This window comes from Salmonella sp. A29-2 (assembly GCF_020150755.1).
Classification (GTDB): domain Bacteria; phylum Pseudomonadota; class Gammaproteobacteria; order Enterobacterales; family Enterobacteriaceae; genus Salmonella; species Salmonella enterica.
This window is the reverse complement of sequence record NZ_CP083731.1, coordinates 4048788-4066110: the sequence shown is the minus strand read 5'-3', so window position 1 is coordinate 4066110 and position 17323 is coordinate 4048788. Positions and strand designations below refer to the sequence as shown.

The 17323-nt window shown below is 53.0% G+C and carries 14 protein-coding genes; 6 read left to right on the top strand and 8 right to left on the bottom strand.

Features of this window, described 5'->3' with window-relative positions:
• Positions 1-48 precede the first annotated feature (48 nt).
• Together deoB and deoD are read left to right on the top strand one after the other, a co-directional pair.
• The gene (gene deoB, locus K8W53_RS19825; RefSeq protein ID WP_000816454.1) at positions 49-1272 is read left to right on the top strand and encodes a phosphopentomutase; all 1224 of its coding nucleotides are present in this window, start codon (positions 49-51) and stop codon (positions 1270-1272) included.
• Positions 1273-1481: 209 nt separating this feature from the next.
• Positions 1482-2201, top strand: a complete 720-nt coding sequence (gene deoD / locus K8W53_RS19820) for a purine-nucleoside phosphorylase (protein ID WP_000224864.1) — start codon at positions 1482-1484, stop codon at positions 2199-2201.
• A gap of 37 nt (positions 2202-2238) precedes the next feature.
• Here the strand turns inward: deoD and K8W53_RS19815 are convergent, their stop codons facing one another.
• From K8W53_RS19815 to K8W53_RS19785, 7 genes are all read right to left on the bottom strand, one after another.
• Positions 2239-2811, bottom strand: a complete 573-nt coding sequence (locus K8W53_RS19815) for a hypothetical protein (RefSeq protein ID WP_023224464.1) — start codon at positions 2809-2811, stop codon at positions 2239-2241.
• A complete protein-coding gene (locus K8W53_RS19810) occupies positions 2808-5216 on the bottom strand; it encodes a fimbrial biogenesis outer membrane usher protein (protein WP_023224463.1) in 2409 nt (802 codons plus the stop codon). The genes K8W53_RS19815 and K8W53_RS19810 overlap by 4 nt, the downstream gene beginning before the upstream one ends.
• Before the next feature lie 13 nt (positions 5217-5229).
• Positions 5230-5937 carry a fimbrial biogenesis chaperone StjC gene (gene stjC, locus K8W53_RS19805; protein WP_001112028.1) on the bottom strand — a complete coding sequence of 236 codons (708 nt, stop codon included), beginning with the start codon at positions 5935-5937 and terminating at the stop codon, positions 5230-5232.
• A gap of 77 nt (positions 5938-6014) precedes the next feature.
• The gene (locus K8W53_RS19800; protein ID WP_000722272.1) at positions 6015-6704 is read right to left on the bottom strand and encodes a DUF1120 domain-containing protein; all 690 of its coding nucleotides are present in this window, start codon (positions 6702-6704) and stop codon (positions 6015-6017) included.
• Between the two features lie 47 nt (positions 6705-6751).
• Entirely contained in the window at positions 6752-7441 is a 690-nt protein-coding gene (locus K8W53_RS19795; protein ID WP_000734712.1) for a DUF1120 domain-containing protein, read from the bottom strand.
• 310 nt (positions 7442-7751) lie between these two features.
• A complete protein-coding gene (gene lplA / locus K8W53_RS19790; protein ID WP_023224462.1) occupies positions 7752-8768 on the bottom strand; it encodes a lipoate--protein ligase LplA in 1017 nt (338 codons plus the stop codon).
• A gap of 33 nt (positions 8769-8801) precedes the next feature.
• Entirely contained in the window at positions 8802-9446 is a 645-nt protein-coding gene (locus K8W53_RS19785) for a YtjB family periplasmic protein (protein ID WP_000090067.1), read from the bottom strand.
• Positions 9447-9562: 116 nt separating this feature from the next.
• On the opposite strand from K8W53_RS19785, the gene serB reads away from it, so the two are divergent.
• The 3 genes from serB (at position 9563) to nadR (ending at position 13370) form a co-directional block, all read left to right on the top strand.
• A complete protein-coding gene (gene serB / locus K8W53_RS19780) occupies positions 9563-10531 on the top strand; it encodes a phosphoserine phosphatase (RefSeq protein WP_001132983.1) in 969 nt (322 codons plus the stop codon).
• Positions 10532-10614: 83 nt separating this feature from the next.
• A complete protein-coding gene (gene radA / locus K8W53_RS19775) occupies positions 10615-11997 on the top strand; it encodes a DNA repair protein RadA (protein WP_001029710.1) in 1383 nt (460 codons plus the stop codon).
• 140 nt (positions 11998-12137) lie between these two features.
• Complete coding sequence (gene nadR, locus K8W53_RS19770) at positions 12138-13370, top strand: multifunctional transcriptional regulator/nicotinamide-nucleotide adenylyltransferase/ribosylnicotinamide kinase NadR (protein ID WP_001519486.1); 1233 nt, start codon at positions 12138-12140, stop codon at positions 13368-13370.
• Between the two features lie 117 nt (positions 13371-13487).
• On the opposite strand, the gene ettA is transcribed toward nadR, so the two are convergent.
• Positions 13488-15155, bottom strand: coding sequence for an energy-dependent translational throttle protein EttA (gene ettA, locus K8W53_RS19765; protein ID WP_000046770.1), 1668 nt, complete (start codon positions 15153-15155; stop codon positions 13488-13490).
• 208 nt (positions 15156-15363) lie between these two features.
• On the opposite strand from ettA, the gene sltY reads away from it, so the two are divergent.
• Positions 15364-17301 carry a murein transglycosylase gene (gene sltY / locus K8W53_RS19760; protein WP_000373272.1) on the top strand — a complete coding sequence of 646 codons (1938 nt, stop codon included), beginning with the start codon at positions 15364-15366 and terminating at the stop codon, positions 17299-17301.
• The last annotated feature ends 22 nt before the right edge of the window (positions 17302-17323 follow it).

Below are 17323 nucleotides of genomic sequence, written 5' to 3'. Positions count from 1 at the left end.
TATACTGATCTGATCAATTATTTTTGAAGCACTAAGTACGGAGAAGATATGAAACGTGCATTTATTATGGTGCTGGACTCATTCGGCATCGGCGCTACTGAAGACGCGGATCGTTTTGGCGACGTAGGTTCCGACACTCTGGGCCACATCGCAGAAGCTTGCGCCAAAGGCGAAGCTGACAATGGCCGTAAGGGCCCGTTGAATCTGCCTAACCTGACTCGTCTGGGGCTGGTGAAAGCGCATGAAGGCTCTACCGGTAAAATTGCCGCCGGTATGGACGGCAACGCGGACGTTATTGGCGCATACGCATGGGCGCACGAACTGTCCTCCGGCAAAGATACGCCATCCGGCCACTGGGAAATCGCCGGCGTGCCGGTACTGTTCGACTGGGGCTATTTCAGCGACCACGAAAACAGCTTCCCGCAGGAACTGCTGGATAAGCTGGTGAAACGCGCCAACCTGCCGGGCTATCTCGGTAACTGCCACTCGTCCGGCACCGTTATTCTGGACCAGCTCGGCGAAGAGCACATGAAAACCGGCAAGCCGATTTTCTACACCTCCGCTGACTCCGTGTTCCAGATTGCCTGCCACGAAGAGACCTTTGGCCTGGATAAACTCTACGAGCTGTGCGAAATCGCCCGTGAAGAGCTGACCGAAGGCGGCTACAACATTGGCCGCGTGATCGCGCGTCCGTTTATCGGCGACAAGGCCGGTAACTTCCAGCGTACCGGTAACCGTCACGACCTGGCCGTTGAACCGCCAGCGCCGACCGTGCTGCAGAAACTGGTCGATGAAAAACAGGGCCACGTGGTGTCCGTCGGTAAGATTGCCGACATCTACGCCAACTGCGGCATCACTAAGAAAGTGAAAGCGACCGGTCTGGACGCGCTGTTCGACGCGACCCTCAAAGAGATGAAAGAAGCGGGCGATAAAACCATCGTCTTCACTAACTTCGTTGACTTCGACTCTTCCTGGGGCCACCGTCGCGACATCGCGGGCTACGCCGCAGGTCTGGAGCTGTTTGACCGCCGTCTGCCGGAGCTGATGGAGCTGGTGGGGGAAGATGACATTCTGATCCTGACCGCTGACCACGGCTGTGACCCGAGCTGGACTGGTACTGACCATACCCGTGAGCACATTCCGGTGCTGATCTACGGTCCGAAAGTCAAACCGGGCTCTTTAGGTCACCGTGAAACCTTCGCGGATATCGGCCAGACGCTGGCGACCTACTTTGGTACATCGCCAATGGACTACGGTAAAAACATGCTGTGATACCTGTTGTCTTTCGCGCTGTAGATGCGTTGACTTCATTCGCTCACCCCGGTCACATAGTTCATCTATGCTCCCGGGGATTCACGAATTCGTCGCCTTCCTACAACGCGAAATCCTTAGGGTATTTCACTGTTTTGACACACATTTTGTAGACCTGATAAGGCGTAGCCGCCATCAGGCAATAACAACAAATTTAAAGGGAACTGAAGATGGCAACTCCACATATTAATGCAGAAATGGGTGATTTCGCTGACGTCGTATTGATGCCGGGCGACCCGCTGCGTGCGAAGCACATTGCTGAGACTTTCCTCGAAGATGTCCGCGAAGTGAACAACGTTCGCGGCATGTTAGGTTTCACCGGGACTTACAAAGGCCGTAAGATCTCCGTGATGGGCCACGGTATGGGTATCCCGTCCTGCTCCATCTACACCAAAGAGCTGATCACCGATTTCGGCGTGAAGAAAATCATTCGCGTCGGCTCCTGCGGCGCTGTGCGCATGGACGTCAAACTGCGCGACGTGGTGATCGGTATGGGTGCCTGCACCGACTCCAAAGTGAACCGTATCCGTTTTAAAGATCATGACTTCGCGGCTATCGCTGACTTCGACATGGTACGTAACGCGGTTGACGCGGCAAAAGCGCTGGGCGTAGACGCGCGCGTGGGCAACCTGTTCTCCGCTGACCTGTTCTACTCTCCGGACGGCGAAATGTTCGACGTGATGGAAAAATACGGCGTACTGGGCGTAGAGATGGAAGCGGCGGGCATCTACGGCGTTGCGGCTGAGTTTGGCGCGAAAGCGCTGACCATCTGCACCGTGTCCGACCATATCCGTACCCACGAGCAGACCACTGCCGCTGAGCGTCAGACGACCTTCAACGACATGATCAAAATCGCGCTGGAATCTGTGCTGCTGGGCGATAAAGAATAAGATTGTGAAGGGGGCCAGAGCAGGCCCCCTTCATCGGTTATTTCGTCAGCACTTCCCACTGTAAATTGCTTTCCAGCATGACCGTATCGGTAGAATGCGTAAATTGATTATCGTTCAAGACAGGTGTTAATGTCAGCGTGACGTTCATCATTTTCCCACTGACCTGCTGATTATTATCCATCGCGATAATACCGTTGTTATTATGTAGCAACAGACTATCCAGGGCACTGTCATTGGGAGCAAAGCTCACTCTATCAAGGGTGCTGGCAATAGGATAACTTTTACCATCTACTATCATCTGACTAACACGTACGACGAGACCACCGTTATTTCCAAAATAAAATCGTCCCTTTTCCCCCGCAGAGGCTTGCACAAAAAGAGCAATATTCTGGCTTTCTGGGCAACTCACACTAACGTGAACCTCCTGTGAAGACATTTGATTCCAGCCTTGCTGAGAATTGACGATATCATCTTGCTTAAGCCAGCCAAAGCTGACGTTTGGCGAAGAGAACGTTATTTGGCAGTCATCGTCGGCTCGGGCTGATGGAGGGAGTAGTGCGGTGAAGAGACAACATATAGCAATCCCCAACCATTTGCTGTTTGATTTCATTGACAGACTCCCTTTGCCGTTTCATAAAATGCCTCTTTATCCTGGGTTTTCTGCAGCGTGTAGTGGATGCGACACAGACGATTCATATCATCATCAGCGGCATATAACGCAGGATTATCCCCAACATCGGTGATAAATACGCGTCCGCTGTCGACAGCGCTGACCAAATAGTTATTTTTTTCATCTACAATGCTGGTGCCTTTAGGTAGCCATGAGCCGTCCGGACGCTTTACTGCCAGCATCACACGGCGTGTATTCAGCACGTTGAAATCCAGTACCCGAAAAGCGCTGTGCGCGACGGTAATATTCTTAATACCGTTTGCCAGTTCCATACTCTTTGGTAGCGTATTCGCATTAACCTCTACGCGGGATTTCCGCCATTCAGTTAGCCCCGGAATGACGGCCTGCCCCCAGCGGTCAGTCCAGATTCGCCCCTGTGGCGTGGCGATTTCAATGCCGCTTTCTGGTTCACTCAGGCGTGCGATAGCAAAGGTATTTTTGATGGTGTAAGGCGAGAACGTTATGCCATGTTCGTGTGCAGCGATGCCTCCGCTGAAGGTTGCGTTATAGTTGCGGTAATTATCGCCATCAGTGCCGCCGCCCACGCTGAGTTGAGTGTAATGGAGATTGCTATTGAGATTACCGTTGAAGCTATTTTGCTGGTTTTTTGCATCACGATCCGCAGAAATATAGTAATGGGTATCTTTACTTAGCGAACCATTATTTTGTAGCCCGTAGGTTGTTTTATCACCTTGATTACGCATATAAGCGCCGACGCGCTGCTCACCTAGTGGAATGCTGATGTTGATGTAAAACATATCATCATCATTACTGCCGTTATGATTCTCATCATCCTGATTAACAGCGTGCTGCCAGTTAGCGGTAATTGAGGCATATTTAAATGTTTTGCCCCAGGAAGCCATTATACTGCGAGAGTCGTTGTTATTATCCGTAGCCTGATAAGTGTAATAACCCAGAGAGAAGGTACCTAACAGATTATGGTTCCAGGCGATATTAGCACTGGAGCTACTTTGGTATTCGTAAGCATCTTTATTGAGCGCATCCGTTAACTCACGGTATCCGTCGCTGTAGCGGGCGGTACTGACGTCAAGGCTAATTTCCCCGGGCAGCGCCATGCTGGCGCGTAGTTCACTTTTCGCACCCTGCAGAGATTCGCCAAAGGACGCTTTACTGCCCAGCATTGAGCCGGAAAACGTCCATTTGTTGGTTGGAAGCCATTGCAGCATACCTCCTGCCGCTTGATAGTCTTGTGCCAGTACGCCAGACGCCTGCGCCAGCCAGTTTTCACTCAGTTTCCAACCATCGCTGATGTTATAGATCCAGGGGAGAGAATAGTCGCTGGTGGTATCACGTACGCGCCCTATGGACATTGTTAAGCCTGCGGGCGTGAGTTCGCGTAAATTAAAAGATACTGCCGGCACCGTGAAGGTTGTCGTTGAGCCATCGGTTTCAACGACGCTGACGTTAAGGTCGGTATTGCTGCGTATGATGGGGACATTTTCAAGGGTAAATGCCCCAGCGTTCACTGGTGCGGTATAAATAATCTGTCCGGACTGACGAACTTCAACGCGAGCCTGGTGGGTTCGGGCAATACCGTTAATGGTTACGCCTTGTGTATCCTGTGCCAGCCCTTGTTCAGGGATAAGCTGTACGCCGTTGATCGGCGCGCCACTGAATAGACTGGAGTTGACGTTGATCTGCCCAACTTGCGCACGCATTTTTTGTGCCTGAAATACGTGCTCCGCATAGGTATATAGACTATCGGTACGGTATTCTCCATCATTATTCGTCAGCATGTAGCGGCTGCGCAGCGTCCATTCCGCGAAGTTTAAGCCAGCTTCAAGGTTTGCCTGGGCATAGTTTCGGCTATCGCTACCGGATGACTCGCTGCGACTGGCGTACAGGTTATAGTTAAATAACCCGGCGGTGCCGCCTTTAATCACGTTGTTTAGCGAGAGTAAGTTATTATCCAGAGCCTGCGCCGGAACAAAAAGCTCCAGCGATTCACTGTTTGGCAGTGGGGTAATAATCGCTGAGGGATAATCTTCTTGTAGGCTATGGCATGTTTCTTTGGCGCTGATATTAAGCGGTACGAGCCCGCTGGCGCTGAGGAAATCGTCATCCACGCAAAGCTGGCCTTCTGTGTCGAAACGCGCGACCAACGACCCTCTATTTACGCCATTGATCTTTACCATGACGGTGTGGCTGCCAGGTAGAAAACGCGGCGCACGGGAAAAATATTGTGCCACGTTGGGGCTAATGCCTCTGGAGGTGAGAATACCCATGTCAAAATTCAGCTCCTCCGCCAGAGCCGAAAACGTCGTGGTCGCCAGTGAGCAATAAAGCGCAGTTTTGATGTATAGCGGCAGTTTTGAATACTTCACGTGCTAGCTCTCATCACGGCACCAGCGGTGAGGTAAAGCTGGGGACTTCAATGCCGTAACGGCTGGCAGGGTAAAAACGTACGGATGTATCAGCAGCAAGGGGCGTTTTTATACTGACGTTCAATGTTTCGCCGGGCAGAATATAGGTTTTTTTAATCGTGCCTTCGCCCCCGGAAGGTAAGAAGGTAATATTTTGGGCTAAACGTACAACGTAGGGAGACGGATTTTTGACGTTGATTGTTTGTCCGTTTCTGGACCAGGTTAATAATTTCCAGGCATCAGTAACGACCGGTAGATTTTTAGGACGAATTAATACCGGCAAATCCTGGCGTAGATTAAAACCTATTTTCATTCCCTTATTGGTAGATTTCGGAGGAATACCTTCAAACGTGACGCGCTTATAGTGCTCGACGGTGAGCGGTTCCGTGCTTTCCATAATAAAGCGTAGTTGCTGCTGCTGGCCTGCTTCAACGCGAACAACCGGTTGAGTGACATCCAGCTTCACACCATTGTCGTCAGGTAAATCAACGACGGTGGTATATAACAAAGCCGGATTGCTGTCGGTGTTTTTAACATTCATTACGCCGCTGTGTGTGGATTCTTCAATCACCAGTAGCGTAGTTTCCGGTACCATGCCGGCAGCGTTAGCCTGTGAAAAGAGTGCTGAAAAAACAAAGGGGACGCTGAGTAATAATAATGGAAGTTTAGTCACTGCTGGCATCAGAATTAGTCCTTTAATTTTAATCTGTCTCCCCATAATAAGGGAGACAGATCAATAACCTTTTTATACGGTCTGGATCAGAGATATTTAAGCGTGATGGTTGCCTGACCATCCAGAACAGTATCATCAGTAATGGCCAGCGTTGCAGTATCCTGAATGGCCAGTGAGGTTTTCAGCGGGAAAATGGCAAGAGTATACGGAACTGGTTCGGTGGTGCCTTTTGTAGCAACGGTAAACATTTCCATATTGCCGTTTTTGATAATCCCGGTGGTGGACTTCTGCCAGACTGGGCTATCAACGGTTCCTGAGATAGCGTCAGATTTTACACCATCAGCGGTAACGTTCGCGGTATCGGTGTAAATAGAGAACGCGCCGATTTTTACACCTTCGGTTGTTTTGCCAACGCCGTAGGACATTGTGGTATCAGATACTATACCATTAGTCATATTGCCATTGGCTATGGAGATAACGGATGCGCCTGGGTGGGTGTCCGCACGGTCATCGGTAATAGTCCAGGCTGCTTTGGTTGCAGACGGACAAGAGATACTCAGAGAGACATCTTTAGTGCCCAGTTGGTTTACATCGGTTGCGGAAAGTGTGGCGAGGCGGATAGTACCGTAATCAACCACACCGCCGTCGCTGAGTTCTGGGGTACAACCGCCAACAATCAGTTGACCGGTGACTTTTAATACGGCGGTGGTGTCAGCATTCACGCTGGTTGTAGCAAAGGCTGCTGCAATTGCAGTAATAAGCAAAATTTTTTTCATTATAGTTCCATTAAAGAGGTGTTGAATATTCCATGTGAATGCTGGAGTTACAGATATACGAGTGTAAAGGTCGCCTGACCATCAAGCGTGGTGTTATCGGTAATAGCCAGTGTGTCCGTTCCCTGTATAGCGGCAGCTACGCGTATAGGAAATGTTGCAATGGTAAAAGCGGCGGGGCCATTTTCATCGCCGACACTATATGTAGTGATATTTGGAAATGTATTTGTAAGCGCAACGAATTCGTTTCCTGTGATAGCCCACAAATCTGGATTATTACTACTTGACGCTACCATTTTCGTCTGAATGCCATCGGCGGTCGCATTATTCAAGTCCATAGAGAGGCCGAATGAACCAATGTTGATACCACCTGCTGTTTTACCCAGACCTAGCTGATAGTTTGGTATTCTATTGTTCTGATGTCTAAATGTTGCGTCATCGATAGTCAATGATGTTACCGAATCGGCATGATTATCGGTAGCGGTCCAGCCAACTTTTGCCGGTGCAAGACACTGAATCGTGAGTGTTATATCTTTGTATCCCAGTTGATTCGTCTCAGTTGGCAGCAGATCGCTAACGGCCTTAGTACCGAAATCTACAACTCCACCATCACTTAACTCTGGTATACATGCGCCGTTGGTTAAAACGCCAGTCAGTTTTAATACAGCAGTGGATTCAACCGCTTGCGCTGAAGTTGATAATCCTATTACGACAGAGGTCGCTATTAATAATTTTTTCATCAGTAATCCCTAACGATTAAGTATATTTCCAAAGAACATGTAATGCGCGCCGGGATTCTATGAAGAGAATGATAGGTTGTAAATTTAATAAAATTAAATCTTGCTTAAGAAAAACTTTAATCATCATTGGTGATGATAAATGGTTTATAATTCGCTGGGTTTATGAAGTGTGGGGAAATAATATTAATTTTAAAGATTATAGTAGTTGGCGAGTGTGTTTTAACTATTTGTGCTATTCGCTCATTTTTCAGAATATGTTGTTATGTTTAAATAATATCAGAGACACATTCATCTCTCTGATATTATTCATTTAGCGCACTGCTCTGGCAATCCACGCCGATAATTCCCGCAGTTCTTTTTCCTGCTCCGGGAAATCAATCAGCAGCGCTTCGCACGCCTGTTGCAGCATATCCGCGCGGTATAAACACCCTTGCAGTCGCCCCGCCAGCGCTTCCAGCGGTGCCGGGTTCAGGCTATCGGTAAACACCTGTGCGCGGGTAATCACACCTTTCTCGACGTCAAAATGCAGCTCGACGCCGCCCCAGGTGAAACGTTCGTCCAGCAGATGGCTGAACGCCGGTGCCTGGCCGAAATTCCACTCCCAACTGCTCTGGCGCGCAAAGGTTTCGGCAAAATTCGGCAGATCCGGCGTTTTATCCGGTGAAATCACTTCCGCGTCGACGCGTTCGCCGTAATGGGCGAAAAAGGCTTCCGTGACCGCCTGGCAGACCTGTTCATGGGTGATACCCGGTAATAGCTCGGTAAGATTGGCCACGCGGGAGCGAACGGAGGTAATCCCTTTCGCCGCAAGTTTCTTTTTATCTGGATTCAGATAGTTCGCCAGACGGCTGAGGTCGGCGTTCAACAGCAGCGTACCGTGATGGAAGCCGCGATCTTTGGTTTCGCGATAGGCTGAACCGGAGACTTTGCGATCGCCGTCCGGCGTTTTTACGACCAGATCGTTGCGTCCCGAAGCATCGGCCATGACCCCCAGCGAATTCAGCGCCGCGAGCACAATATGGGTGGAGATGGTTTTATCGTATTCCGGTTTACCGGCCATAAAGGTAAAGCAGGTATTACCGAGGTCATGGAATACCGCGCCGCCGCCGCTGCTACGGCGGGCCAGACGGACGTTATCTTCTTCCATACGCCGCGTATTACACTCTTTCCACGGGTTTTGCGCGCGTCCAATCACCACCGTATCCGCGTTGCGCCACAGGAACAGCACGCGCTGGGTGGCGGGCATCTGGCGGAAAATGCACTCCTCGACCGCCAGGTTAAACCAGGGATCGTAAGAGTCAGAAATAAGCAGGCGTAATGTAGTCATGGTGGTTTTCCTTACCTTTATTAAGCCGTCATTTTACTCTTTTTCCTCACGCTCTTCCTCTTCCGGAACAGGCTTGCTGGCCGTTAGCAGGAAGGGCGACTGCTGCCAGCGGGTGCGTTTACCTTGTAGCAAGGTGCGCGTCAGCACCACGCCTATCGCCAGCGAGAGTAGCAGCATCAGGCGTAGAATGTTGGTGGTGTTATCGACCTGCTTTGCTTCGGTGGCCAGCGTGTGGGTATCCAGCGTCAGACGCAGGTAGCCCAAGGGGCCGTTTTTCCCCTGGATAGGCTCGACAATTTGTTGGTTAAAATAGCTGCCCGCTTTTTTGCCATCCAGCGCCAGCCTGTCGCGCACGTTGACGCTTTCGCCAGCGCGAGTAATAAGATCGCCCTGTTCATCATAGACGCCGGCATCCAGAATACGGCTCTCTTGCGTGAGCTGACGCAGCACGGCGTTGATGCGATTTTCATCCGGTGTTTCGCTGCGCATCAGCGGGGCGATGTTGAGCGTAACCTGGCGCGCCAGCGTGCGGGCCAGCTCTTCCAGCTGCGGATTGCGCTGTCGCTGGTGGTTTTGACTAAACCAGGACGCGCCCTGCATGAGCGCGACGAGCAGTGTGAGACAGAACAATACAATGACTGCACGATGCAGCCGAAATTTCAGTTTTGCGCGAGCCATATTCCACCTGCTGAAAATTTGAGGCTTAATGTTGCCAGAAGCGATGGTTACAAGGTAGCCTCATGCGTTATTTTCCGCGGGGCGGTTACCGGCCTGAACGATTTACAGGAGCTTTAATGCCTAACATTACCTGGTGCGATCTGCCTGAAGATGTCTCTTTATGGCCTGGTTTGCCTCTTTCTTTAAGCGGCGACGAGGTGATGCCTCTGGATTACCATGCAGGCCGCAGCGGTTGGCTGTTGTATGGGCGCGGGCTGGATAAGCAGCGTTTAACTCAATATCAGACCAAACTGGGCGCCGCAATGGTGATTGTCGCCGCCTGGTGCGTGGAGGATTATCAGGTCATTCGTCTGGCGGGGTCGCTGACGCCGCGTGCGACGCGGCTGGCGCATGAGGCGCAGCTGGATGTCGCGCCGCTGGGTAAAATTCCGCATCTGCGCACGCCGGGGCTGCTGGTGATGGATATGGATTCCACGGCGATCCAGATTGAGTGTATCGATGAAATCGCTAAGCTGGCCGGTACCGGTGAGAAGGTGGCTGAAGTGACGGAGCGCGCGATGCGCGGCGAGCTTGATTTTACCGCCAGCCTGCGCAGCCGCGTGGCGACGCTGAAAGGCGCGGATGCCGATATTTTGCGCCAGGTGCGCGGGAATCTGCCGCTAATGCCAGGATTAACGCAGCTGGTGCTAAAACTGGAAGCGCTTGGCTGGAAAATCGCTATCGCCTCCGGCGGCTTCACTTTCTTCGCCGACTATCTGCGTGACCAGCTACGCCTGACGGCGGCGGTCGCCAATGAGCTGGAGATCATGGACGGTAAATTTACTGGCCACGTTATCGGCGATATTGTGGATGCTGAGTATAAAGCCAATACCTTGCTTCGTCTGGCGCAAGAGCATGACATCCCGCTGGCGCAGACGGTGGCGATTGGCGACGGCGCTAACGATCTGCCAATGATCAAAGCGGCAGGGTTAGGTATTGCCTTCCATGCCAAGCCAAAAGTAAACGAAAAGACGGAGATTACGATCCGCCACGCTGACCTGATGGGCGTGTTTTGCATTCTCTCCGGCAGCATGAACCAGAAATGATTAACCTGCCCAATGGCAAGGCGACCGTAGGCCGGATAAGCGCCAGCGCCATCCGGCAACAGCGTTAACGAAAGAGGTAAAACGTGGCAAAAGCTCCCAAACGCGCCTTTGTTTGTAATGAATGCGGGGCCGATTACCCGCGCTGGCAGGGGCAATGCAGCGCCTGCCATGCCTGGAACACCATTACCGAGGTGCGCCTTGCCGCATCGCCGACGGTGGCGCGTAACGAACGTCTGAGCGGATACGCCGGCAGTGCGGGCGTATCAAAAGTGCAGAAACTGTCTGACATCAGTCTTGAGGAATTGCCGCGCTTTTCTACCGGTTTTAAAGAGTTTGACCGCGTGCTGGGCGGCGGGGTGGTACCCGGCAGCGCCATTTTGATTGGCGGTAATCCCGGCGCGGGCAAATCAACGTTGCTGCTGCAAACGCTGTGCAAGCTCGCCGAGCAGATGAAAACGCTGTACGTCACCGGCGAAGAGTCGCTACAGCAGGTGGCGATGCGTGCGCACCGTCTCGGCCTGCCGACCGCTAATCTGAATATGCTCTCCGAAACCAGCATCGAACAAATTTGCCTGATTGCCGAAGAAGAACAGCCGAAACTGATGGTGATCGACTCCATACAGGTGATGCATATGGCGGACATCCAGTCGTCGCCGGGCAGTGTCGCCCAGGTCCGCGAAACGGCAGCCTACCTGACGCGCTTCGCCAAAACGCGCGGCGTGGCGATCGTGATGGTCGGCCACGTCACCAAAGACGGGTCGCTGGCCGGGCCGAAAGTACTGGAACACTGTATCGATTGCTCAGTATTGCTCGACGGCGACGCCGATTCTCGTTTCCGCACGCTGCGCAGCCACAAAAACCGCTTTGGCGCAGTCAATGAGCTGGGCGTCTTCGCCATGACCGAACAGGGGTTGCGCGAAGTGAGCAATCCGTCCGCCATCTTTTTAAGCCGCGGCGATGAGGTCACTTCCGGCAGTTCAGTGATGGTCGTCTGGGAAGGCACGCGGCCGTTGCTGGTGGAGATTCAGGCGCTGGTCGATCACTCGATGATGGCGAACCCCAGACGCGTGGCGGTCGGTCTGGAACAAAACCGTCTGGCAATCCTGCTGGCGGTGCTACACCGACACGGCGGTCTGCAAATGTCGGATCAGGACGTCTTCGTTAACGTGGTCGGCGGCGTGAAAGTCACCGAAACCAGCGCGGATCTGGCTTTACTGCTGGCGATGGTCTCCAGCCTGCGTGACAGGCCGTTGCCGCAGGATCTGGTGGTGTTTGGCGAAGTGGGGCTGGCAGGCGAGATTCGTCCGGTGCCGAGCGGGCAGGAGCGTATTTCCGAGGCGGCGAAACACGGCTTTCGTCGGGCGATTGTGCCTGCCGCCAACGTACCGAAAAAGCCGCCGGAAGGAATGCAGGTGTTCGGTGTTAAAAAGCTCGCAGATGCGTTAAGCGTGTTTGACGACTTATAATTCTCTGTATGTAGTGATGTTGTATAATTTGCCGGATGGCGATGCAATGTGTCTTATCCGGCCTACTGATTGATGTTGTAGGCCTGATAAGTGAAGCGCCGTCAGGCAGTGTTATGCGATTTTTCCAGCAGGAGGCTCTTGTGTCATCGTTCGACTATCTCAAAACCGCGATTAAGCAGCAAGGTTGCACTCTGCAACAGGTGGCTGACGCCAGCGGTATGACCAAGGGGTATCTGAGTCAGTTACTTAACGCCAAAATCAAAAGCCCCAGCGCGCAAAAACTGGAGGCGCTACACCGTTTTCTCGGGCTGGAGTTTCCCCGCCGACAGAAAAACATTGGCGTGGTGTTCGGTAAATTTTATCCATTGCATACCGGACACATCTACTTGATCCAGCGCGCCTGTAGCCAAGTGGATGAGTTGCACATCATTATGGGATATGACGATACGCGCGACCGCGGGCTGTTTGAGGATAGCGCCATGTCGCAGCAGCCCACCGTGTCGGATCGCCTGCGCTGGTTATTGCAAACCTTCAAATACCAAAAAAATATTCGCATCCACGCCTTTAATGAAGAGGGGATGGAGCCTTATCCGCATGGCTGGGACGTCTGGAGCAACGGCATTAAAGCGTTTATGGCAGAGAAGGGAATACAGCCGAGCTGGATCTACACTTCCGAAGAGGCTGATGCGCCGCAGTATCTTGAGCATTTAGGGATTGAGACGGTGCTGGTCGATCCTGAACGCACGTTTATGAATATCAGTGGGGCGCAAATCCGCGAAAATCCGTTTCGTTACTGGGAATATATTCCTACCGAAGTGAAGCCGTTTTTCGTGCGTACCGTCGCGATTCTGGGCGGGGAATCAAGCGGCAAGTCTACGCTGGTCAATAAGCTCGCCAATATTTTTAATACCACCAGCGCCTGGGAATATGGCCGCGACTATGTCTTTTCGCATCTGGGCGGCGATGAGATGGCGTTACAGTATTCCGACTACGATAAAATTGCGCTGGGCCATGCGCAATATATTGATTTCGCAGTAAAATATGCGAATAAAGTGGCGTTTATCGATACCGATTTCGTCACCACCCAGGCATTTTGCAAAAAATACGAAGGGCGCGAGCATCCGTTTGTCCAGGCGCTGATCGACGAGTATCGCTTCGACCTGGTGATTTTGCTGGAGAATAATACGCCGTGGGTAGCTGACGGACTGCGAAGCCTGGGCAGTTCAGTGGATCGCAAAGCGTTCCAGAGCCTGTTGGTCGAGATGCTGAAAGAGAACAACATTGAGTTCGTTCACGTTAAAGAGGCTGATTACGATGGCCGCTTTTTGCGCTGTGTGGAACTGGTGAAAGAGATGATGGGCGAGCAGGGATAAGAACCCATGCCTGATGCGACGCTTACCGCGTCTTATCAGGCCTACAGTTTCACAACGTACTGGAATCGCTGGGTTTGTAGGCCGGGTAAGCGCAAGCGCCACCCGGCATTCAGACATTTATTTGGCAATACGCTTGTACTTGATACGCTTCGGCTCCAGCGCCTCGGCGCCCAGCGTGCGTTTCTTGTACTCTTCGTATTCGGTAAAGTTACCTTCGAAGAATTCCACCTTACCTTCATCCTGATAATCCAGAATGTGGGTGGCGATACGGTCAAGGAACCAACGGTCGTGCGAGATAACCATCGCGCAGCCAGGGAACTCCAGCAGGGCGTTTTCCAGCGCGCGCAGGGTTTCGATATCCAGGTCGTTCGTCGGTTCGTCGAGCAGCAGGACGTTGCCGCCCACCTGCAGCAGCTTCGCCAGATGCAAACGACCTCGCTCACCGCCGGACAGTTCGCCAACGCGTTTGCCCTGATCGACGCCTTTGAAGTTGAAGCGGCCTACATAGGCGCGGCTTGGCATTTCAGTGTTGCCGATCTTCATGATATCCAGCCCGCCGGACACTTCTTCCCAGACGGTTTTGCTGTTGTCCATCGCGTCGCGGAACTGATCGACCGAGGCCAGCTTGACGGTTTCACCCAGCGTAATGGTGCCGCTATCAGGCTGCTCCTGACCGGACATCATGCGGAACAGGGTCGATTTACCCGCGCCGTTTGGCCCGATGATCCCGACGATAGCGCCTTTCGGCACCGAGAAACTCAGGTCGTCGATCAGTACGCGGTCGCCGTAGGATTTACGCAGGTTGCTGACTTCAATGACTTTGTCGCCCAGACGCGGTCCAGGTGGAATAAACAGTTCGTTGGTTTCGTTACGTTTCTGATACTCAACGCTGTTCAGTTCTTCAAAGCGAGCCAGACGCGCCTTACCTTTCGACTGACGGCCTTTCGCGCCCTGACGCACCCACTCCAGCTCTTTCTCAATGGATTTACGGCGCGCCGCTTCGGCAGACGCTTCCTGCGCCAGACGCTGATCTTTCTGCTCCAGCCAGGAGGAGTAGTTGCCTTCCCACGGAATACCTTCGCCACGGTCAAGTTCCAGAATCCAACCGGCGACGTTATCGAGGAAGTAACGGTCGTGGGTAATCGCCACGACGGTGCCTTCGAAGTCGTGCAGGAAACGTTCCAGCCACGCAACAGATTCGGCATCCAGGTGGTTGGTGGGTTCGTCGAGCAGCAGCATGTCCGGCTTTTCCAGCAACAGACGGCACAGCGCCACGCGACGGCGCTCGCCGCCGGACAGTTTTTCGACTTTGGCATCCCAGTCCGGCAGACGCAGGGCGTCAGCTGCGCGCTCAAGTTGCACGTTCAGGTTATGACCGTCGTGCGCCTGGATAATCTCTTCAAGCCGGCCTTGCTCTGCGGCCAGCTTGTCGAAGTCGGCATCCGGATCGGCGTACAGCGCGTACACTTCATCCAGACGTTTGAGAGCGTTAACCACTTCCGAAACGGCCTCTTCAATCGACTCGCGTACCGTGTGTTCCGGGTTTAGCTGAGGTTCCTGCGGCAGGTAGCCAATCTTAATGCCGGGCTGCGGGCGCGCTTCGCCCTCGATATCTTTATCGAGACCCGCCATGATGCGCAGCAGGGTAGACTTACCGGCGCCGTTAAGGCCCAGCACGCCGATTTTGGCGCCAGGGAAGAAGCTCAGCGAGATGTTTTTCAGAATATGACGTTTCGGCGGAACCACTTTGCCGACACGATGCATGGTATAAACGAATTGAGCCACGTTGGACTTCGCCTCTATGTTTATCGTGATGGTGAATAGATTTCAAAGGCGAAGTGTAGCCTTTTTCCCTGCCTAAGCCCAGCCAGCAGATCGCACTCGCAATAAAAGTAAAAAAGTGTCCGTAACGTGGCGCAAATGGCTATGACTGGTTAGCATAAATTCATTACGCGGCATGATGCTGCATTGGATAACAATTGAGGAAGAGCTTGTGGATAGAGCCAAACCATTTGTCTGGCGTCTCGTCGCCGCCAGCGTATGCCTGCTGACCTTTTGTCACCTCGCGCGGGCCGACTCACTGGAAGAGCAGCGTAACCGCTATGCGCAGATTAAGCAGGCCTGGGACAACCGCCAGATGGATGTGGTAGAGCAGATGATGCCGGGTCTGAAAGATTATCCGCTCTACCCGTATCTGGAATACCGTAAGATCACCGACGATTTGATGAACCAACCGGCGATTGCTGTCACGCAGTTTGTGCGCGCCAATCCTACGCTTCCGCCTGCGCGTACGCTGCAATCACGCTTCGTCAATGAGCTGGCGCGTCGTGAAGACTGGCGCGGCTTGCTGGCGTTTAGCCCGGAGAAACCCGGCACCACGGAAGCGCAATGTAACTATTACTACGCGAAATGGAGTACCGGGCAAACGGAAGCGGCCTGGCAGGGCGCGAAAGACCTTTGGCTGACCGGCAAAAGTCAGCCGAATGCCTGCGATAAACTGTTCAGCGTTTGGCGGGCCTCCGGCAAGCAAGACCCGCTGGCGTATCTGGAACGTATTCGGCTGGCGATGAAAGCCGGGAATACGGGGTTGGTTACGGTGCTGGCCGGACAGATGCCGGCGGAATATCAAACGATCGCCTCAGCGATCATTACCCTGGCTAATGACCCTAATAACGTGTTGACCTTCGCACGCACCACCGGCGCCACCGATTTTACCCGTCAGATGGCGGAAGTCGCGTTTGCCAGCGTCGCCCGCCAGGACGCGGAAAATGCGCGTCTGATGATCCCCTCGCTGGTACAGGCGCAGAAACTTAATGAAGAACAAACGCAGGCGCTGCGCGATATCGTTGCCTGGCGACTGATGGGCAACGATGTGACCGATGCGCAAGCGAAATGGCGCGATGACGCGATTATGCGCTCGCAATCGACGTCGCTTATCGAGCGGCGCGTGCGTATGGCGCTGGGGATGGGCGATCGTCGCGGTCTCAATACCTGGCTTGCCCGACTGCCAATGGAGGCGAAAGAGAAAGACGAGTGGCGTTACTGGCAGGCGGATTTATTGCTGGAGCGCGGTCGTGACGCCGAAGCGAAAGAGATCCTTCATGCTTTAATGCAGAAGCGCGGTTTTTATCCGATGGTCGCGGCGCAGCGTTTAGGCGAAGAGTACACGCTTAAAATCGATAAAGCGCCCGCCAACGTAAACAGCGCGTTGACGCAGGGGCCGGAGATGGCGCGTGTACGGGAGCTGATGTACTGGAACCTGGATAACACGGCGCGCAGCGAATGGGCGAATCTGGTAAAAAGCCGTAGTAAATCTGAACAGGCGCAGCTGGCGCGCTATGCGTTTAACCAGCACTGGTGGGATCTGAGCGTACAGGCGACGATCGCCGGAAAACTGTGGGATCATCTGGAGGAGCGTTTCCCGCTGGCGTATAACGATCTTTTTACCCGCTATACCCGCGGAAAAGATATCTCACAAAGCTATGCCATGGCGATTGCCCGCCAGGAGAGCGCCTGGAACCCGAAAGTAAAATCGCCGGTAGGGGCCAGCGGCTTAATGCAGATTATGCCGGGAACGGCCACCCATACGGTGAAAATGTTTTCGATTCCGGACTACCGCGGCCCCGGCCAACTGCTGGAGCCGGAGACCAACATCAACATTGGCACCAGCTATTTGCAGTATGTCTATCAGCAGTTTGGTAATAACCGTATTTTCGCCTCGGCGGCGTATAACGCCGGGCCGGGGCGCGTGCGCACCTGGCTTGGCAATAGCGCCGGGCGTATCGATGCCGTAGCGTTTGTCGAAAGCATTCCCTTTTCGGAAACGCGCGGCTACGTGAAAAACGTTCTGGCCTATGACGCTTACTATCGCCACTTTATGGGGCAGAAAGAGGCCTTAATGAGCGACTCTGAGTGGCAGCGACGGTATTAATGCAGACGGGTTATGTTATCAT